Source organism: Pseudoalteromonas sp. GCY (genome assembly GCF_016695175.1).
Classification (GTDB): Bacteria; Pseudomonadota; Gammaproteobacteria; order Enterobacterales; family Alteromonadaceae; genus Pseudoalteromonas.
Genome location: NZ_CP068023.1, coordinates 1,855,464 through 1,875,981, shown reverse-complemented (window position 1 = coordinate 1,875,981; position 20,518 = coordinate 1,855,464). Strand labels below are relative to the sequence as shown.

The 20,518-nt window shown below is 41.3% G+C and carries 17 protein-coding genes and 2 tRNA genes; 8 read left to right on the top strand and 11 right to left on the bottom strand.

Features of this window, described 5'->3' with window-relative positions; translation table 11 throughout:
* Positions 1-99: 99 nt before the first annotated feature.
* The 3 genes from JJQ94_RS13575 to JJQ94_RS13565 form a co-directional block, all read right to left on the bottom strand.
* Positions 100-399: a hypothetical protein gene (locus JJQ94_RS13575; RefSeq protein WP_099029657.1), complete on the bottom strand. Its 300-nt coding sequence runs from the start codon at positions 397-399 to the stop codon at positions 100-102.
* 517 nt (positions 400-916) lie between these two features.
* Positions 917-2,146 (bottom strand): amidohydrolase family protein, encoded by a 1,230-nt coding sequence (locus JJQ94_RS13570; RefSeq protein WP_099029658.1) that lies wholly within the window; start codon positions 2,144-2,146, stop codon positions 917-919.
* 12 nt (positions 2,147-2,158) lie between these two features.
* Entirely contained in the window at positions 2,159-3,541 is a 1,383-nt protein-coding gene (locus JJQ94_RS13565; protein WP_099029659.1) for an amidohydrolase, read from the bottom strand.
* A gap of 452 nt (positions 3,542-3,993) precedes the next feature.
* On the opposite strand from JJQ94_RS13565, the gene JJQ94_RS13560 reads away from it, so the two are divergent.
* Entirely contained in the window at positions 3,994-4,338 is a 345-nt protein-coding gene (locus tag JJQ94_RS13560) for a DUF3718 domain-containing protein (RefSeq protein WP_099029660.1), read from the top strand.
* Positions 4,339-4,409: 71 nt separating this feature from the next.
* Here the strand turns inward: JJQ94_RS13560 and JJQ94_RS13555 are convergent, their stop codons facing one another.
* Positions 4,410-5,102, bottom strand: coding sequence for a DUF445 domain-containing protein (locus tag JJQ94_RS13555; protein WP_099029661.1), 693 nt, complete (start codon positions 5,100-5,102; stop codon positions 4,410-4,412).
* Between the two features lie 125 nt (positions 5,103-5,227).
* On the opposite strand from JJQ94_RS13555, the gene JJQ94_RS13550 reads away from it, so the two are divergent.
* Both JJQ94_RS13550 and JJQ94_RS13545 read left to right on the top strand, forming a co-directional pair.
* Entirely contained in the window at positions 5,228-6,082 is an 855-nt protein-coding gene (locus JJQ94_RS13550) for a fructosamine kinase family protein (RefSeq protein ID WP_099029662.1), read from the top strand.
* Between the two features lie 70 nt (positions 6,083-6,152).
* Positions 6,153-6,356 (top strand): CPXCG motif-containing cysteine-rich protein, encoded by a 204-nt coding sequence (locus tag JJQ94_RS13545; protein WP_010604612.1) that lies wholly within the window; start codon positions 6,153-6,155, stop codon positions 6,354-6,356.
* Positions 6,357-6,480: 124 nt separating this feature from the next.
* Here JJQ94_RS13545 and JJQ94_RS13540 read toward each other — a convergent pair whose 3' ends face one another.
* Positions 6,481-7,122 (bottom strand): riboflavin synthase subunit alpha, encoded by a 642-nt coding sequence (locus JJQ94_RS13540; protein ID WP_099029663.1) that lies wholly within the window; start codon positions 7,120-7,122, stop codon positions 6,481-6,483.
* A 175-nt stretch (positions 7,123-7,297) separates the two neighbouring features.
* On the opposite strand from JJQ94_RS13540, the gene JJQ94_RS13535 reads away from it, so the two are divergent.
* The 4 genes from JJQ94_RS13535 (at position 7,298) to JJQ94_RS13520 (ending at position 9,916) form a co-directional block, all read left to right on the top strand.
* Positions 7,298-8,656: an MATE family efflux transporter gene (locus JJQ94_RS13535; protein WP_099029664.1), complete on the top strand. Its 1,359-nt coding sequence runs from the start codon at positions 7,298-7,300 to the stop codon at positions 8,654-8,656.
* Entirely contained in the window at positions 8,631-9,626 is a 996-nt protein-coding gene (locus JJQ94_RS13530; protein ID WP_099029665.1) for a DUF3080 family protein, read from the top strand. Before JJQ94_RS13535 ends, JJQ94_RS13530 begins: the two co-directional genes overlap by 26 nt.
* 124 nt (positions 9,627-9,750) lie before the next feature.
* Positions 9,751-9,827 (top strand) — tRNA-Val (locus tag JJQ94_RS13525).
* 12 nt (positions 9,828-9,839) lie between these two features.
* Positions 9,840-9,916, top strand: a tRNA-Val gene (locus tag JJQ94_RS13520).
* Positions 9,917-10,142: 226 nt separating this feature from the next.
* Here the strand turns inward: JJQ94_RS13520 and JJQ94_RS13515 are convergent.
* Genes JJQ94_RS13515 through JJQ94_RS13505 form a run of 3 tightly spaced genes read right to left on the bottom strand, consistent with a single transcriptional unit; the run spans position 10,143 to position 11,992 of the window.
* Entirely contained in the window at positions 10,143-10,571 is a 429-nt protein-coding gene (locus tag JJQ94_RS13515; RefSeq protein ID WP_099029666.1) for a GNAT family N-acetyltransferase, read from the bottom strand.
* 57 nt (positions 10,572-10,628) lie between these two features.
* Positions 10,629-11,621, bottom strand: coding sequence for an NAD(P)H-quinone oxidoreductase (locus tag JJQ94_RS13510; RefSeq protein ID WP_099029667.1), 993 nt, complete (start codon positions 11,619-11,621; stop codon positions 10,629-10,631).
* A complete protein-coding gene (locus tag JJQ94_RS13505) occupies positions 11,603-11,992 on the bottom strand; it encodes a hypothetical protein (RefSeq protein ID WP_099029668.1) in 390 nt (129 codons plus the stop codon). Before JJQ94_RS13505 ends, JJQ94_RS13510 begins: the two co-directional genes overlap by 19 nt.
* A 134-nt stretch (positions 11,993-12,126) precedes the next feature.
* Here JJQ94_RS13505 and JJQ94_RS13500 point away from each other — a divergent pair, with 134 nt between their 5' ends.
* Positions 12,127-12,963, top strand: a complete 837-nt coding sequence (locus JJQ94_RS13500) for a hypothetical protein (protein WP_099029669.1) — start codon at positions 12,127-12,129, stop codon at positions 12,961-12,963.
* Positions 12,964-13,033: 70 nt separating this feature from the next.
* Here the strand turns inward: JJQ94_RS13500 and JJQ94_RS13495 are convergent, their stop codons facing one another.
* The 3 genes from JJQ94_RS13495 to JJQ94_RS13485 form a co-directional block, all read right to left on the bottom strand.
* Positions 13,034-15,715, bottom strand: coding sequence for an ATP-binding protein (locus JJQ94_RS13495; RefSeq protein WP_099029670.1), 2,682 nt, complete (start codon positions 15,713-15,715; stop codon positions 13,034-13,036).
* Between the two features lie 104 nt (positions 15,716-15,819).
* Entirely contained in the window at positions 15,820-18,060 is a 2,241-nt protein-coding gene (locus JJQ94_RS13490; RefSeq protein WP_099029671.1) for a TonB-dependent receptor, read from the bottom strand.
* A gap of 204 nt (positions 18,061-18,264) precedes the next feature.
* Positions 18,265-20,508, bottom strand: a complete 2,244-nt coding sequence (locus tag JJQ94_RS13485; RefSeq protein WP_099029672.1) for an NAD(P)-binding protein — start codon at positions 20,506-20,508, stop codon at positions 18,265-18,267.
* Positions 20,509-20,518 lie beyond the last annotated feature (10 nt).

The following is a 20,518-nucleotide window of genomic DNA, read 5'->3' as shown; positions in this document are numbered from 1 at the left end:
GAACCTTGGTATACTTCATAGGTTAAAGAGCGTTCTTTAAAATCATTAAAGACTTGAACAATATTTTGCCCATACTCTCTTTCTCCAGACGATAATACTTCAGCTCTCACTCTTTATTGGAACTCGCTGATAAGGGTCAACTTGGATCCACTCATAATATACATAATACTTTTTAAGTGTTCTTGCAGGGTAATTAAATACGAAAACAGTGCCACTTTCCCCCGGTTCCCATGCACTTTTAGCGGCAGATTGACTATAGCTTTCACTACACCCATGACAGGCTGTCATGAGATGTTTAAGATCAGTGTTTTGTTCAGAGTTGGCCTGAGTATTACAGCTGAAGACTAATACAAAAGCAAAGTAGATTAAAAAATTATTGATTTCAAATGTCTTTTCCATATATTTATCCTTAAATATTTATTTCAAAATCAAACCAAAAATAGACTAAAAATCAAACACCGTCAATATTAATAAAAAGAGAAAATTAAAGATTTGAGATTATTATTACAGCTTGTACAAAAATATAATTAAGATAGAGATTTCAACTCTTTGTGGCGACACCTGATAATCTCAATCTAAACTTCGCGACTAGTAACAGAAAGAAACAGGCGCCTATATAGTTGCTTTTCAGGCTAATGGAAAAGTGCGCAAACTGGGGTGAAAGTCTAAGCAAATTGCGCATATAAAACAGGCGCTCAATGCGAGGCCGAGAAAATGTCTAGGGTTTAGGAAATCAGCGGTGATATTCGATGAATTACGCAAAGCAGCCTAATTTAGCGAGTAGAGCACTTCGGACTTGAATTCGCGAGTACAAAAACCTGTTTGAGAAATAGCAACACCATGCAGAGTTATTCATAATTTAAAAAAGCCTAAAACCTTAGATAATTTTAGGCTTTTTAAGCTACTCTTGACAACGTTACTTCGTATACGCCCTTGGCATATCAGAATCTGTCGTATATCTGTCTCTTAGTTTATCGTGGCGTGATTCAGTAGACACTTCCTCACCATTGATCCAGATTTTATCGATTGTGGTGCTGAATTCGAAAGGATCCGCACTCCACATTACGATGTCTGCACGTTTACCAGCTTCAATCACACCGCCATCAATGCCCAGTGCTTTCGCAGGGTTGGCGGTAAGCGCCTTAAGTGCACCTTCATGACTCATGCCATTTGCTACAGCAATACCCGCATCAAAGCGTAGCTGGTAGACGTTATGACTACCGTCACCACCAATTGACAGGATGACATTGACACCCGCTTTTTCAAGCTTACCTGCGTTATCTAGACTTGCATGCATTGAGTCAAAGCTAGCTGGTAAGTTTGATACCGCACTCAAAATAACAGGTACTTTCGCCTCAGCTAATTGCTCGGCGACCACTACCGCATCATCTGCACCCTGAATAATCAGATCTAAACCAAACTTTTCTTTTAGCTTAATCGCTTCAAGAATATCCGACGCTCTTGAAAGTGTTGCTATCACAGGCATATCACCCGCAAGCACTTGAGTTAACACTTGTTCTTCTGAACTCGGTTTTCCCTCGTCTTTTTTATCTTTCTTAGCGAGCTTTTCTTGCTGTGCTTCAAGCTTTTTAACAACGTTATCTAACGCTTTTGCACGAGACCCTTTGCTTTTGGCACCCAGATGAATAATTAACGCTGTTTGCTTGTCGGTCACACTGTTAAATTCACCAGATAAGTCAACAACAAAACCAAGCCCTGCAAACTCACTTTTACCACCCCAAGGTGCAACAAAATTTTGCGTTACACCGCCTTTTCTTGCATAGGCAATTAAACTACTACGTGGATTAAACGCGGTGCTTGCGTCAAAGTCTACGCCGGCATCGTCATCACCAGCATCTCGAGAAGCAGCAACAGCACCAACTTCAACTAAACCAAGTTGGTTCATTGAGCCGATAAAACCTGGAGTAACAACCTTACCGCTGGCGTCAATCGTTACATCAGCAGTCACGTTATCTGGGTTAATCGCTTTTATTTTACCGTTTTCGATAACTAAAGTCGCACCCTCAAGTACGCCAGTATCTGTCGCGGTATGGATCGTTGCATTAGTAATTGCGGTAACATTGGCAAAAGCAACAGAGTGAGCTAGCAAGGCGCTAGTGATCATGGTTAGTTTCATGGTTTTCATCTCATCAACTCCTTACTTTTGACCTAACATAAAATCACTAACCGCTTGATATTTTTCATCGTGACGGTCATAGACTTTACCACCATCTACAAAGACCTGCTCTGCACGAGAGTACACGCTGAACGGGTTGGTGTTCCAAATTACTACATCGGCTTGTTTGCCTTGCTCAAGCGACCCAGTTTTATCCTGAATGCCTAACGATTTAGCAGCGTTCGAGGTGATCCACTTAATTGCATGCTGCTCGTTGATGTTAAAGCCAGACTGGTTAGCCGTGTTCATCACTTTTGCGGCTTCATGATTCAAGCGTTGGATTGTGGTATCTGAATCCGAATGAACAATTGCACATGAGTTTTTCACTGCATCAACAATTGCAACGTTTTCCTGAACCATATCATAGGCTTCCATCTTAAAGCCCCACCAATCTGGCCAAAGCGCAGCACAGTTACCGTTTTCACCTAATAGATCTGCAATCTTGTATGCTTCAATACCGTGGTGGAAGGTCCCAGCGTGATAACCAAACTCTTTAGACAAGTCGATCATCATTGCCATTTCTTCCGCTTTGTAACAATGGTTATGGATCAAGATTTCGCCATCTAGCACACCACGAAGCGTATCGAACTTGATATCACGTTTTGGTGCATCCGGATTCAATCCAGCAGCATATTCGGCTTCGTACTGTTCCCACGCACGCTTATATTCACCAGCTTCAATCCAAGCTTCACGGTATCCTGCCATGTTACCCATACGAGTATAAGGGGCGACACCTTTGGAGCCATATACACGCTTTGGATTCTCACCACATGCCATTTTTAACCCATATGGCGCATCTGGGAATTTCATTGCTTGCATTGTTGGTGCTGGTACATTCTTTAAGGTGACACCACGACCACCAAATAGGTTTGCAGAGCCAGGTAAGATTTGTAGCGTGGTGATCCCACCTTCTCTAGCTCGGTTAAAGCCTGGATCTTGCGGCCATACAGAGTGCTCAACCCATACCTGAGAAGTATTAGGGTTAATCATTTCATTGCCATCGCTGTGCGATTCTACACTTGGGCTGGGGTAAGCCCCTAAATGAGAATGTACATCGATAATGCCAGGTGTTACCCATTTACCTTCAGCTTCAATGGTAATATCTGCGGTGACAGATAGGTCTTTACCAACTTGCTTGATTTTACCGTCAACAATAAATACATCACCTTGTTCTATTTTTTCACCCGTTCCGGTAAGAACGGTAGCATTAGTGATTAGGGTTGACTGAGAAGGTACAGGCTTGTAAGTACTTGGATAAGGGTTTTTCTCTATGGTAACTTTTTCTTTTTGTGGGCCGTTATCCTGACAGCCCATCAAAGCCGCGGCAATGCCAGCTACGACTATGGAGGGAGCAAATTTATACATTTTTGTCATCTCTATTGTTTTTTTGTGACTTTAACTCATGCCATCGCACTTTACGCAATTATGAGTTTTAGTGACAAGTAATTACGACGAACGTCCGGATATTATATCGCATATTGTCATCAGTGAGTAATTTAGAAAAGCCTTAGTTGCCACAACGGAATGTAAATTAGCGTCAATATTGACACGTTTTGACACATCAAGAGGCACAAGTAACAAAGAGGAAGTAAATCTAAGAATGAAATGTTAAATTATCGATAATAGTATTTTATGGTGAAAAAAGTTTTTGCTATTTGTATCCTAAGAAACAAAATAATTTAATACTTTACAGATAGATAGAAAGCCTGCACACATTTGACATACTCTATTACATTCGGAATTACTTGATTTACAGCATTCTGCGGCAACTTTAGTAATACTAAGAACGTGTCCTAGAGATAGCCAAGGAGCTAACCATGAAACTGTTCAATTTAGTATGTGCAACCTCGCTTCTGATCGCAGGTACCGCATCTGCTGCAGACTTTGTTGCTGCGGATAATAGTAAAGCGACTAAAGTTTGTATGTCGGTAGTCAAAGACAATAAGATTCACTTGTTCCACACCATTAAAGAGAACCACCTAAAAAGACGTGTTGTAGAAGAAAAACTACACTGCAATGATATGCCAGTTGGCAAATTTGCAGCAACCTACGGGTTTAATAAGGCTGCGGACTTCCTTGGTGTAGACAGTCATGTAGAAACCAGTATTAAAGACATCGCTAAACTAGATAAAAAGACCATTTTTGTCTCAGGATCTAAGTAGTCATGTCGACATGTTTGTAAACAAAAAAGCAAGGCGTAGCAATCCCTGACTGCGCCTTTTTCTCAGCTCAGCTACACAATTGTAGCCAATAACCCAAATAGACCCCCAAAGACGCCTCCCCACACAACTAACCAACCTAAGTGAGTCTTAATCATGTTTTGTACAATCTCCTTTACCATTTTCGGCGTTAGCTCATTAAGTCGCTCATCCACCGCTTTTTCAATGGTTTGATGTAAATCATCACCAAGTAGGCCATTACTGAGCGCCTCACCAATTGCAGAATCAAACTCTGGCTGTTCACCGAGCTCCACTATTGCTAATCGCATTTTCTCTATAAATGGCTCTCGCAGCGGTTGTACAGCTTCAGTCCCACCAAACATCTGCAGCATCGCGCCAAATTGAGACGCTTCAATCACACTTAACAAACGGTCGAACGCAGGATTTAAATCGACTTTATTGGCGATCGGCGCCAAGTCAAACTTTGGATGCTCCTTGTCGAGAAACTTTTCTAGTTTTTCTCTACTAAAGAACTCGCTCAAAATGAGCGCTCTAATCGACGCTTTAAACGATTCGAACTTAAGCGTAATAATCCCTGAACCATAGAGGAAAGGCACTTTCTCAAATAACATATGTACCGCTAACCAATTCGTCAGTGCACCAGATAGTGCAAACAATCCAACCGAAAACAACACGTCGTTTTCTAGTGCGAAGCCAGTACTTGTTAGCAGTATCGCGAGTAAATTGGTGATGATATTTTTATTCAATGTACTTCCCTTGGATAAAATGACAGACGCGATATTTTATTTTTTTTAGAAAAAGGCCTCAAGTATTTGTGATCTTGAGAATTTCAACCATATTTTAGAGTAAGTGAATATGTTGGATCTAACTTATGTGGAACAAAGTCAACCAACAAATCTCTGAATCTCTCCATGACACTTTTGAGTTTACTTCAAAGCAAACCTTAAAAAGTTATGGGTCTAAAAAACTTTATAAGATTGCAGACGATACCCATCAATTTTTGGTCAAAGTTGCTCCAATTCAGGCTTTAGAGCGATTTGAATGTGAAGCATCTAATCGTGAAAAGCTTATTCGCGACTCTGATTTCCTTGTGGCCGATACAATTACCCTAGGTACGAGTGTTGAGTTCTGCTTTATTGTGCTGGAATGGTTAGAACTTGATCATCGCAATGAAAACTGGCTTGAGTGCGGTCAAAGCCTTGCTAAAATGCACCAACGTCATGAACAGGAAATGTACGGCCTAGAAGAAGATAATTATATTCATGAGCTGCCGCAACCAAATCAGTGGCACAAAAAATGGGAAGTTTTTTTTGCTGAGGAAAGAATTGGTTGGCAACTGCAACTGCTTGCTGAAAAAGGGATTATCCTCACTGATATTGACACATTTGTGGAGCAGCTTAAGCCACTCCTTCCGCACCAAGTTCAACCGTCTCTGGTTCATGGTAATTTTTGGCATGGTAACATTGGCTTTAGCCATCAAAAACCCGTGCTATTTTCTCCTGCTTGTTATTATGGTGATAGAGAAGTTGATATTGCGATGGCTTCGTTATTCGCTCCACTACCAGATGACTTTTATCGTGGTTACGAGTCTATCTATCCACTCGCAGAAAATGCGGCTGAGCGTTTAGACATTTATCGCTTATATCCTCTTCTAGTGCAAGCAAACTTGTTTGCTGGCAAGTACATACGGGACGCGGCAGAACAAGTACAAGCGCTGCTCAAATAACTGCCATATTTTCGTCACAATGCGCTATAGTTAAAAGGTATTTAGTTTGGCCAATTCATGTGGAGGGCCAATGAAAAACCTATATCAACAACGTATTGAATGTCCTCATTGTGGACATCATATTTTTGTCAATCTTGATACGAGTGAAGGCGATCAGGACTACTACGAAGACTGTGCGGCTTGTTGCAATCCAATACACCTAAATATGCACTTAGACCAACTGCACAATAAGCTTGAACTTAGGGTTGATAGCGACGACGAACAAGTGTTTTAACCAAAGCAGAAGCACTATAGATGATGAGCAGCTCATTTGCGGGCTGCCTATCAAGTTGGCACAACCTCAGCCAGTACTTTTTGTGCCTCAAGATAGACGCAAAGGGTATTACTCGGCCAAGGTACTAGCTGTGCTTCAATAAAGTTTGCTTCTTCATGTAGTTTTCAACGGTATTAATAATCGTGTAGGTTTGTTGGTCAACCTCTATATTCACAGTATCTCCCACACCCATAGTACCCAAATTTGTAAGCGCTAACGTTTCAGGTATTAGGTGTAACCAAAAGCCGGTGTGATCAAGCTCCCCCACTGTCAAACTCGCACCGTTTACCGCGATAAAGCCTTTGTACATAACATACTTTTGCCACGCTTCTGGCAAGGCTACGTGCATCCTACAGTTGCCTTCGTTTTGATGTATTTCACTGATCTTCGCGCTTGTTTGAATATGCCCTGAAATTATATGTCCGCCGAGTTCTGTCCCAAACGTCATCGAGCGCTCAAAGTTTACCTGTGACCCTCTGCGTACTTCACCTAGATTAGTGAGTCTCAATGTTTCATCAATCACATCAAAGCAAACTTGCCCTACCACGTCATTTTCTGGCTGTTCGAAGTGCACCACCGTTAAGCAACATCCGTTAATTGCTATGCTCGCACCCAAGGTCAGCTTATCGAGGTATTTAGCACCAACAGAAATAACTAATTTTAAAATATTATCGACCTGCTTTGCCGACACCACCGTCGCTTTTGTTTGAACAATTCCTGTAAACATATCTACCCTCTTAATTTATCCTTGAGATTGTAGCGAAATCGCACTAAGAGATGTACTTAATTTGTATTGAATATCCGACTAGATAAAAATAGTTGTGACTGCTAGCCGCAAAGTTTTGCTAAAAACAAAGCACTAAAATAAACTAACGCTTTTACGCCTTAAGTAGTATCTCACCATGAATTTTTCAACTTGGGAAGCCAGACGCTTGCTTCAACTTGCGATCCCCGTTTTTCTCGCTCAAGTTACTTTAGTCTTAATGACCGTCGTTGATACGATGATGGCAGGTCAAGTCAGTGCTGAGGACTTAGCGGCTCTTTCTATTGCTACGGGTGTTTGGAACCCTTTGATTTTCAGTTTACAAGGGATCTTGCTAGCACTTACGAGTATTGTTGCCCATTGCCATGGTGCTAATGACACCGCAGGGATCAAACGATTTTTCCAGCAAAGCTTGTATCTTGCTTTAGCACTTTTTACCGTCGGTTTAGTTTTAGCGAACTTTACTTCTATGGTTTTTTCAAATATTGGGGCAAGCGAGAATGTTCAGACCCTGGCTCAAGGCTATATTGATTTTGTGAAATGGGGTCTATTGGGCTTTTTGATCTTTACGGTATACCGCAATGTCACCGAAGGGGTCGGGCAAACAAAGCCTGCTTTTTACATCAGTATTGTTGGTCTTTGTATCAATGTCGTTGCTAACTATATTTTCATCTACGGTAAATTTGGCGCGCCAGCGCTTGGTAGTGCGGGCTGTGGCCTAGCTACATCTATCGTGCTTTGGTCAATGGCAATTGCTCAATGGGTGTATAGCTTGAAAAGTAAATACATAGATGGAAAGGCGCTCATCAGCGGTTTTACCAAGCCAAGTCTATCTATGATGAAATATGTTGCAGCACTTGGTTTTCCAATTGCATTGGCAACCTTCTTTGAAGTTACGCTATTTGCTTGTATTCCATTATTTATTGCAGATCTAGGTCCTATTTCCGTATCCGGTCACCAAATTGCAGCTAGCGTCACTACAATGCTGTTTATGATGCCATTAAGTTTGTCGATGGCTATTGCAATACGGATCGGCAATCTAACTGGACAAGGTGCCTTAGACCAACTTAAGCTTTCAGTGAATACCGCGTTTCTTTTGGCCACCTTAATTGCTCTATTTGTCGCACTCATTACGTATATAGGAAGAGATCAGATTGTTTGGCTCTATACAAACAATACTGAAGTAGCCGCTCTTGCAACCAGCATTATGGTGCTCGCTTGTTTGTATCAATTACCCGATGCATTACAAGTCTCGGCAAATGGTGTGTTAAGAGGGCTCAAATATACTAAACCAATATCTTGGGTTACCTTTGTATCATATTGGCTAATTGGGTTTTCTTTAGGCTACGTATTAGCAAAGACAGATTTAATAACGCCTGCGATGGGTCCTCAAGGCTTCTGGATTGGTATTATTATTGGCTTGAGTACGGCGGCAGTATTATTGGTGACATGCGTAAACAAACGGGTGAAATTTGAGATTAGTCAGGCGAATAGCTAGTACGCTATTACTTTTTACTTTGGCCGGTTGCAGCAAGCAGCCGACCGATATTGCTGTTGATTATCAACAACGACTGGCGAGCGCAACTGACATAGAGGTGGTACTCCCAGTGCCACTTTATAATCCGGAGGTACAAAAAGTACCATTGCCGACAAGTGAGCTAACTATCTCTATGTTAGACATCGCGACCGCTGGACACTGCAAAGTCACAAATCTTATCGCTGCGCACAATAATCAATTAGGGAAAGTAAGTTACCCAAGCGAGCGCTTGAAATACAACATCTTATTTATTCAGCAAGCGCCTCACTGCATTCAGCACCCAAACACAAGCGACGAGCTGAAACAAACACTAACTCAAGCATTACAGGAAAAGAAACAACAGCTTCCACGTTACTTTCTTCATATGATGACATTTGAAAGAGAGTTGGCAAGTTTGAGCTTGTTAATCGCTGAAGAAGTACCACTAGAGCTGCCAGCAGCCCACAGCAACATGCTAGAGGCCGTTAACGAACTCGCAGAGCTTGCAATAAACATGGACACGCCAGAAAATCTCAGCCCAACCACACTCACACCCGCTTTAAAGGTGCTCTCTCAGCGATTTATCTCATCCTTGGTTACAAGCGTCCGTAAACAGACTCAGCTGAATAATGCGACTACACGCCAATTACAACAACTTAGGCTAAGAGATGGCATTTGCAAAAGCGGTGGAAATAAAAAGCAGGCACAGATCATAAACAATATCTTCAACAAATATTATTTATCCGTTCTTCAGCCTTATCAGGCGATGCTCTCTCGTTCTATGGAAGAGTTGATCGCTGCCTGGCAGCCTATTCACCTATTGTATCAAAATAATAACCTTGCCGATCCGCTCACGCTTCAACAACACTTGGATAATCTTAAAGATTCTGCAAAAGTACACGTAAAATGGTGGCAAAAATTTTACAAGCTGTGTGAAATCCCTCCAGTATGAACAAAAAAAAGGCAAACAATCAAAAAATTACGGAAAGCCGCTTGATCCGTTAGCTCAGTCACTATATATTACAACGCGTTGACAGGCACAGACCTGAAAACAATTAATAAGCAAATGTTATTGTACGACCGTAGCTCAGTTGGTTAGAGCACTACCTTGACATGGTAGGGGTCGGTGGTTCGAATCCACTCGGTCGTACCAACATCATATTATACAACCGTAGCTCAGTTGGTTAGAGCACTACCTTGACATGGTAGGGGTCGGTGGTTCGAATCCACTCGGTTGTACCACTCTTAAAGAAAAAGCACTACCTACTCTCTATAACCCGCACCAAGGGTCGATAACTCGAATCCACTCGGTTGTACCACTCTTAAAGAAAAAGCACTACCTATTCTCTATAACCCGCACCAAGGGTCGATAATTCGGATCCACTCAGTTGTAACCCTTCAAAAGTTATCTATATCTAGAAGTAACGCCACTCGCAATTTCTTATATACCAAGAAAAAAGTTGAGAATTCAAATTTTAGAGCTTTTAATGGGGTCTACTGTGAACTTCTTTGTCATTCCTTGACTCGCTGGAGATACAAGGCGATAACCCAGTTTTTCATAAAAAGCAGGCTCGTCCGCAATCATTGAAACATAAGAGCCCGGCAAAACATTTGCTGCTAAGTAACCATCAATATATTCCATTACTGTACGCCCTAATCCCTGCCCTTGATAAAGCGGATTGACGGCAACATCGACGACCTCAAAATTACAACCTCCGTCTCCAACCACCCGGCCCATTGCCACAAGTTGTTCGTTATGTCGAATTGCAACCCCATATAATGAGTTGGGCAGCCCCCTTGTAGCTGCTTCTAGAGATTTTGCGGATAATCCCGCGGCAATTCGCAAACTACAATATTCCTCTGGGCACGGTGCCTTTTCTTCAATTTTGAACGTCAAAATATTCACTCCTCTAATCACTAAGAGGGATAGAATAACAACTGTATAAATAAACAGTCAACTAACTCTAACTATTACCTTCCCGAGATTTTGATTGTGTTCAAGAATATCGTGGGCTTGCTCAATTTCCTCCCAATATAACTCCTTATACACTGGTATCGTCATCATCTGATCTGCCAGGTCTGGGCCAAATTCATTCAGAAAATCTTTCACTAATTCCCTTTTATATTCCAAAGAGCGATTTCTTAATGTGCTTCCATGCAAGTTGAACCTTTTCGCAAGTAACTTGGCAAAGTCTAGTTCTGTATACCTTCCGCCTAGCATTGCGAGCATCACACAATGACAATCCATTGCTGCAACTCTTAGGTTCGCTCTGAGGTATTCACCGCCTACTGGATCAAGAATGACATTCGCTTTCAAACCAAGTTTTTTCATTTCTTCAGCAAAATCATAGTCTAAATAATTAATAGTGTGATCTGCACCCAGAGACTTTGCGTAGTCGGCCTTTTCCTTGCTACTTTGGGTAGTAATGACCGTTGCGCCAAGCCTTTTTGCAATCCTTATGGCAGCACTGCCAACACCCGAAGCACCGCCATGGCAAAGTAAAACCCCATTAGAATTTAGCTGCCCAGTTCGCACAATCGCATCATAGGCCGTAAGATATACTTCTGCTAAGCCTGCCGCATAGCTCAGTGACAAGCCTTTTGTTAGCGGCATGAGTAATTCACTTTGTGCAACCACATACTCAGCATAGCCGCCGCCAGAGGTTAAACAGAACACTTGATCACCAAGTAAATGTTCAAGCTCAGAAGACGCCACTTGAACTATCGTTCCAGACACTTCCAGGCCCAATATCTCACTATCGCTTTCAGGCGCAGGATATTTCCCTTGTTTTTGCAAAATGTCTGCTCTGTTAACCCCAAACGCATGCACCTTGATTAGCACTTGCTTTGCACTCAACGTTGGTGTTTCGGTGTATCGGATTTGAAGCTGAGAAGATGCGTGACTGATATAACGCATCTTCTTTGGGATCACTGAACTTTTTTCCATACTTCCTTCTCAACGAACTTACCATCTTCATACAGTTCATGATGCCATAAATTACCATCAACCTTGAAGCTGAATGACATCGTTCGACCAAGTAAGGAAGTAACATTTCCATATTCATAGGTTTCGATAAATCTATCTCCCTCTATTTTGTAACTCCCTCCACCAGCGTATTTAAACTTTCCTTCACTTTGCGTAATGTAGCTGTGGTGAGCCTCAGTGATTAGCTTTATCGACGTCAAGCTAGGCGCTTGCGCTGATACAATCCCATCTGTGGTGGCATATTTTCCCTCAACAAATTCCCAAGTACCTAAAAGTGGGTTTGCCAAAGCAACTGGACTCAATAACAATAAACTAAGTGCGGTGATTTTCATCTTATTTCCCTTTAACGTTGTTTTGTTCAGTTTTACACAATCAACTAAAGAGATCAGTTGAGATAATCTCAACATCAAGAATGAAATGATGCGTTCTCAGGTCTATTTACGAAGTACCCCTTGTAGAGAAAATAATGAAATTATTAATGCTAATACTGTCGTTCAATTTAATTGTATCTACACAGGCAACCGAAATTGAAATCGAATACAGAGGCTGGATAAGTAGCAGTGATCGACAACATGTGGAAACTTGGCTAAAACGCGGTGTTAAAGCAACAGAGCATTCCTTGGGAGTACTACAACAGCAAACGCTTCCATTTATCATCGAACCGGTCTTATTCGCATCTGAGCCAGTACCATGGGGCACAGTTCAACGAGGCAAACCCGACGCCATTCTAGTTCAAATCAAACGATTTACCTCAAGCCGAGTGCTGATTAAAGATTGGACCTTGTACCATGAAATTGCTCACCTTTATCATCCTTTGCTGGACCACTCAGATTTCTGGCTTGCAGAGGGACTTGCTACCTATTTACAAAATGTCATTATGCTAGAGGACGATATTTTTAATATTGAAGAGTTTCGTACAAGATTAATCTCAGGGCTCAGCCGAGGCGCAAAAAATACGCGACTGAATAAAGGAGTGCTTAAAACAGTGAGCGAACAAATGTGGTCATTAAATGCACAGCAAAGAGTCTATTGGAGTGGGGTTGCATTCTTTATAGAAGCAGAAATTGCACTACAGGATATGGGCAATAGGAACACAATCAGAACACTTATTTCCTCATTTCAGCAGTGCTGTAAAAGCACTGTAATATCGGGAGACAGTAACAGTGGGCGTTTATTTATTGCGAGCCTAGATAAACTGTCCAAAACCACCATATTTTCCAATCTATACGCGAACTATAAGCAGCGGAAGGATTTCCCTGACTTAAATAAAGCTCAAATCTATAGTCTGCAGCCATTAAGATAAAGTGTTGTATAAAACCCTTTCACTCTCCTATCATCCCTATCCGCTATAAATATTGATATGCCATAGAAAACTAAGCTTGTTTGGTTTCCTGCTTTTCTGACTCAATCGCAGAAGACATTGCATTGAGTAATTCCGCTATTCGCTCGTCGATACACTCAAGCTGCTTATTCTTTAATTTAACATCCAACTCGTTTGCTATTTTATGAATATCAATGCAATCAAACATTGCAGCCGTACCTTTAATTGCATGAATGGTCTTTGCCAAAGCTTCGTAGTCTTGATATTTCGCTTGATTTTTTATCTGAATGATTTGCTCATGCAACCCTGAAATATATTGCTGTTTTAACTGATAAAATTCCGCTTCAGGTAGATCTACATCTTCATCAACTTGAATATCTAAGTAATAGGCAATCTTTTGGCTAAATACAACTCTATCTATTGGCTTTGCTAAATGATCACTAAACCCAAGCTTTAAATAGCGATCAATTTCATGCTGCATGGTGTTGGCAGTTAATGCAATCACAGGTGTGCTACACCCAGTTGCTTGGATAAAGCTAAATGCCTGCTCACCATCCATTACCGGCATTTGGATATCCATTAATATCAAATCGAAATCACCATCTAGTACCGCCTGTACCGCTAGCTGACCATTTTCAACCGCCGTCACAGATAAGCCCATACGCTCTAAAATACGCTTAATAAGCTTACTGTTGTCTGTGTTATCTTCGGCTAATAACACTTCGCCTTTAAGCTCTTGATTTATTTCATCAGGTATTGTGCCTTGTTCACGAACATCGCCAATTTGAGCGAGACTTTGCACCCACTTTGTTTTCTCGGTGGTATATAGGCCAACAGTAAGAGTAAAGGCAGTACCTGAACCTACCTCACTTTCTACCGAAATATCACCATCTAACTTTCTCGCTAAGCTTTTGGAGATATTTAGTCCAAGTCCTGTCCCACCATATTTCCTTGATGTGGAAGAGTCGGCTTGATAAAACGCACTAAATAATTCTTTTTGCTCATCCGCTGTCATTCCTATCCCGGTATCTCGTACCGTGATCATAAGGCGCTCGTTTTGACACGCCACATCAATCGAGATTTTACCAACCGTCGTGAACTTCATTGCGTTAGATGTGAGATTTAGTAATATCTGCCGCAATCGAGTGGGATCAATAACCACAAAATCAGGCAGTGGAAAGTGATAATTCAATGCAAACTCAAGCCCTTTATCTCTAATTTGCTTACCCAATAACGAATCGACATGCGCAATTGCTTGAAAAAGGTTTGACTCCACCAACTCAACTTCTAGTTTATTAGCCTCAATTTTAGACATATCCAAAATGTCATTAATTAGTCCAAGTACATGACGTGAGTTTTGTAAAATAACGGAGATTGCGTGATTACGCTCATGCGGCTTAATATCTCCGAGCATAATGCCATCGGCGTAACCAATAATTGACGTCATTGGTGTTCTTATTTCATGGCTCATGTTCGCCAAAAATCGACTTTTTGCCTCACTAGCATCTCTAAGCTCTGAGGCCACCTGCTCTAACTCATAAGTACGTTTTAACACCTTTGCTTCAAGGTTTTTATTGAGTTCTATATTTTCTTCACTGGTAATTCTAAATTTGTCCGCAACCGCGAAAGCCAACAGTAATGCATCAAGCGCAGTACCTATTAAACCGTAAAGATATAAGTTACTCGACGATTCAGGCAGCAAACTTAAGTTAGTTAAATTGCCCACCATATTGGGGATCGCCATTGCGATATATGCCATCACAAAATAGCGAGCTGGCTTAAAGCCCTCAACCCAGCGTTTAATACCGACAAATAGTCCGAAACAGAGCGCTAACCCCGTTACTAATGTTGCCCAAATAAAGCCAAAACCAGGGAAAAGAATACAAAACGGTAGTCCAAGCGCCGCTATCACGCCGAGCCAGATAGAAATCGACACATAGTTTGGATGAACATCCTTGAGTTTTAAAAGATGGATATAAAATAACGCGTTGGTTAATGGCGCAAGCGCAAAACCTAACCAATGCAAGTTTGCAGAGTAAAACCCAAATAACTCGTCGGGAATATGAAAGAAATGGCTCCACGCAAACACCCACACACAAGTAAATAATGCGTAATAAAAATGAGTAATATCTTTAGAGCCGATGTAAATTAATAAGTTATATAGCCCAAGAACAATGCCGACACCAAAACAAAGCGTCATGATAAGGTTTTCATAGACCACTTTCTGCTGAAAGTCTCTCAGAGGCTCAATGGTCAATTTTACAGGGGTGTAAAAGAAATCACTCTCGAAGAGCGTAACGATATAATAATCTTGGTTCGGTTCTAACGTGACTTGATTACCATAATGAAATGCAAATTCATTTTCGACCTTCCCCCCAGAAAAAACTCGCAAGACCGTTTCTGGTGTATATATCCTTGACTCAATTTTGCTCAACACCGTATTGTATGGATAGAGCACAAATTCATTCAATGGCGTTTCATTTCTGACTTTAGTAACCAAGAAATAACGACCAGAAAACAGCGCTCTCTTCTTTAGTGGCTCGTGAATAGATTCCCATGCACTCAACTCATCCCAGCTTTGAGGAAACCTTGTACTGGAACTTGCCTCATAAGCCTTTCCAACATGGTGTAGATTTTGATATTGCCAAGGCTGCGTCAATTTCAACACAGCTTGTTCTGCATAGGCGAAACTAGAAAACAGAATTATGCTGAAAATGATCAGTAGTAAACGCATTCTAGCCAGTTACCTTAGTAAAGTTACCTGTGGTTCGGTATTTGATCTGCAAGTTTTCTACCCCCAAGTCAGGTGACTTATCTCTATATAGTGCTCAAACAAAATCAAAAGCGATATGTTACATCCATGCCTATCCTTCTTCCCTCACCTTTAAAGTCTTCCAACATTCCCAAAAAGCTACTTAGGTCAAATTTAAGGTGGCTATACTCTTTATCTAGAAGATTTTTACCCCAAATACCTAACTGCCAGTCTCTATATTCCATCTGTAGATTGGCATTCCAAAGCATATAACTGGGCTGCTTAGCATAGGGAGATTCGTTTTGGTCAAAGTAATATTCGCTTTGATAATCAAATGCTATTCTACTTTTTATACTAACTTCATCCCAATTAAATGCATAATTTATTTGTCCAGAGATATTCCATTCGGATGTAAACGGTAAGCGATTGTCGGTCAATACAACACCAACTGGATCGATAAACTCCTCAAAGTTAGCTTCAGGTATATACCCTATATCCAAGCCTATTTGAGTTTGCTCCGATAGATACCAAGTGTTTTCTATCTCAGCACCATAGATTTTTGACTTACCTACGTTTTCAAGTAACTGATAAGGCGGTGCTCCAGGTACTTCTGAAGCCTGATTCATAAATACCTGTTGGTCTTTATAATCATAGTAAAAAGCGGCCAAATTTGTACGAAGCTTAAGCTCATTAAATAACAGCTTTGCTCCTATTTCATGAGCGATTAGTTCTTCGGGGCCATAACTTGCCTGTATCGCAGCATCCTTCGAAATAAGGAAGCCACCGTTATAGCCGCCGCTTTTTACACCATTAGATAAACTATAATAAACACTTTTATCCGGTTTAACTTTATGGATAACTGACAATTTTCCAGACAAATTACTATCGGATTCTTTGCCCTCAATGTCGTAGGCAGGGACTAAAATGCCAGCGAGGTTATCTCCGAATGGCACATTTAGGTAAGAGAAAGAGTCATAATTCACCTTTTCATCGCTGTACCTTACTCCTACAAGTACATCAGTATGTTCACTGATTTCATATTCATATTGACCAAACAAAGCTATTGATTTTACTTTGATATCATTGTCATAGAAAAAGGTCGCCGCACTTGCACCATTAGGGGTTCCCCTAAAATCACGTAATAAGTCATTGAAATTATCTTGGTAAATACGCTCTTCTAGTTGAAATAAGCCTACCGTTAGAAAGCCGGTCTCCATACTTTGCTCAAATCTGAGCTCATTCACCAGCTTTTCATTTTTAAGCCCTAACTCACCTTCACATAATGAAAATGGACTTCCATCACAATTAAATCCATGTATCCTATCTAAGCGATTGAAAGCCCCAAGATAAATAAGTTGAGACCGATCATCCAGTACATACCCGACCTCTGTTGTAACGCCTTTGCTTATACTGTGATGTTTTTGATAATTATTGACCCGCACAGCCCAAAAATCGTCACTGCCAATATTAAAGCCAAGCGCATCAACGCAGTTGCTAGTGCCCGCTTGCGCTGGAGAACATAATGAACCATTCAAAGGGTTTGAGAATAATCCGATATTCCCGACTGGCTGAACCAGTCCATTCCAATGAGCATAATCTAATTTCACAAAAACACTGAACTTATCAAACTCGCCAAAATAACTTAATCGAACATCATTTTGTTCCATATACGCTTCAGGAGCGTCAGGCTGGAGGTTATACGTTGTGTATTCATAGTTATTGTGGCTCGCGGCAAGTCGCATCGCGCTATTTTGATTTAGGCTATAATTGAGCATTGTCCGTGCTCTTGTTAAAGAATCAGAACCGCCCCCCACACTGACAGAAGCAAAGTCACCATCTGTTGGGCGCGCCGTGCGCACTAAAATTGCCCCCCCAGTTGTATTTCTACCAAAAAGTGTACCTTGTGGACCTTTCAACACTTCAACCTGTTCAATATCAAACAAGTTGATAATTTGGTTATTCGCCGACCCAACAGATATACCGTCTAAATACACACCAACCGGAGAAGTGTTAGCCGTATTGTAATCGACTAGTCCAACACCTCGAATGCTGACTGCTGGAGGTGTGCCCTCAGCTGCATTTTGACTGATTTTTACATTCGCAACTAAACTACCCAGTTCGGTCGTATCTTTCAGTGCGGCTTCAGTAATGACTTGTCTGGATAAGGGTTTAACAGCGATAGCAACATCGTTGATAGACTGCTTTCTTTTTTGAGCGTATACCTCAATGACTTCGATTTCTTCTTCGACTTGTGCTGATGTTTCCATCGATACGACAGAGAGTAATGTTAGTGTTATCGTATTTAACAGCACATTTGGATGTGGCATAGTTTGAATCCCGAGCTATATCATGCAATTGCACTATCAGTATAGCTGAATTAAAAAGACCCCCAAACAAATGAACCCGATTACCTTTTTAAGGTTCAAGTTATGGTTCATAACACATGCAAATTATACCAATATGGGGTTTAAGCCCTGCAAATTGCAAGGCTTGAAATGTAGTTGAGCTACTCCATCAGTATGACTAACTACTCAAAGGTTAAACGGCTCAAACCCTGATTCTCCACTAATGCTTTGAGGATATCCAGTGATAGCTCTGCTCGTTTGCATGCCAGCCATCACAGCAGCTTCAACACAACCAGCATTGACACCGGTTTTAATCCAATCTCCGGTAATGTAGAGGTTATTGAAGACGCTGCCGTCCGTAGGCAGTCGAAATTGACTGCTATCAACAACACTTAACACATAACGCTCACTGGGGTCGACATTCACCCTCCAATACTGAGTGTTGAACCTAACTTCACCTTCATTATTATCAATATCAAACAATACGTTCCAATCGAAGTCGTTACCATGATAAGCCTCTGGCCACAGTGGCTGCATCTGTAATCTAAGTTTTTGCAATGCGTTTTCTTTTACCTGAGCTTTCATGCGTTCAGGAAACTCATGATCGCTCGGAGGTGGATAATCTGCGCAGGTAAAAGCACTACAAAAGTAGGCAATGTTCTTGGGCTGTTTATTTGGCCAATCTTCAACCTCAAGTAAATTAGACATCGCAGCCCAAGTATCAAAGGGTTGAGAAAATGCGCTTAATATAGGTGGCTCATTACTGCCAGAAGGATCGTGAAAACCCAGTTCATTGTCAGTTTTAGTGAGCCACAACTGTAATGCTTGAGTCGCAACAGTTTTAACCTTTTCAGCTTGCAACTTTAAGCTGTTATCTTTAGCCAATAATTGCTGACAAAGTGGCTCAAGACCTGCCACAGAGATCCCAAAAATCACTAAATCGAAATCAGTACCTTTATTTAGTGTTTTTCTCGGTAATCTCTGTCCAAACGCTTGTTGGTAAACTACCTCCCAATTAGACCAGTAAGACTCTAGGTTAATCTCATGTTCTTTAAGTAGTGCCACTTGCTGCGGGTCAATTTGTTGCCACAGTGGCGAGCTTGGCCAACATGGCAAGTCTCTGACTAATTCCAGAGGCTCGTAACATTGCGATTCCTTTAGTTTAACCTGTTGAATTAATTGAATACTATCAACATAATGACCATCATCATCCTGTGCACAATGTAACGATTCAACCTGATGAAAAAACGCAAACTTAACACCTCGATGTTTGAGCAGCTCATAGATAGGAGAGAAAATAATATCTCCCATCCCCGCTTGCATTTTCCACATCACGCCACCGCGATAACACAGCATAATCCGAAGCATAGCCAAAGCCGCAACTCCCGCTTCGACATTTGGCTTTTTAAAATCACCGTCCTCATAGCCAAAAACGAGGTCGTAAAAGCCGCGGACAGGCGCAGACTCCACAGAAAGCGATTCATTTGCGCCATTGCGCTTGAGCCACTGTTTAAAATCGTATCGATCAAGATAACCAAACCCTCGTGAATAGACTTTGTCACGGAGCATGCCTATGGTCATCGCAACACCTAAATCTATACATATATACAGACGTCTAATGACAGGGTTGTCATCAATTAAGTCGTTTACTTCAGACTGCAACCAACGCCTAATTTTTCGAACCATATACCAAACAACTAAATGATCTTTCTTATTTTCCAAACGATGATCAGCTTCACGCACCGTTAAAAAATTACTGAGTTGCGTTATTAACAGCTTAGGTGTGGATACAACCTCTTGGACATGGTTTTCTGCGTCATCAAATAAGGTCTTGGCTTTATCTTCGATACTATCAAAAAAGCTTTTAACGTCCTGTCCCAAGTGAGCAAGCAGCGTTTTATCTCTTTCTTTTTTAGTTTTGAGTTGTGTGGATTTGTGCGTTTTCTCAACTTCACATTCCAAATCATCAATCCACTTGTGTAGCCAAGCCGCAAGTAATTTTAAAATCTGCCAAAAATGTAAATCGAGAGTGCCATTTGCTGGATTACCTGGGATCTCAGGGAAATCTACTGACCAAGTCTGCCATTGCTGGTCGATATATTCTTGCAACACGACCAAACTATGCGGTTTTAGTGCTTGTTGCCAAGTGTGAATGGGGATATCACTTGAGCGCTCAAGCTTATTATAAACTGTCTCAATTGCCCTAAAAGAATTGACATAAGCACCAAACCAAACGTGAAGACCATGCTCCTCAATACGTTCGCCGTATTCAGCATTACGACCACTAGCCCCTTTGCCTCCCAAACGCCAACCTTGCTGATAAACGGTAATATCATAGCGCTCTTGCCAATCTTCTTGTTCAGTCATGTATACCGCAGCTGTCATCGCCGAAACGCCGCCGCCAAGTATTGCTACTTTTTGTTTACTCATAAACCTTCCT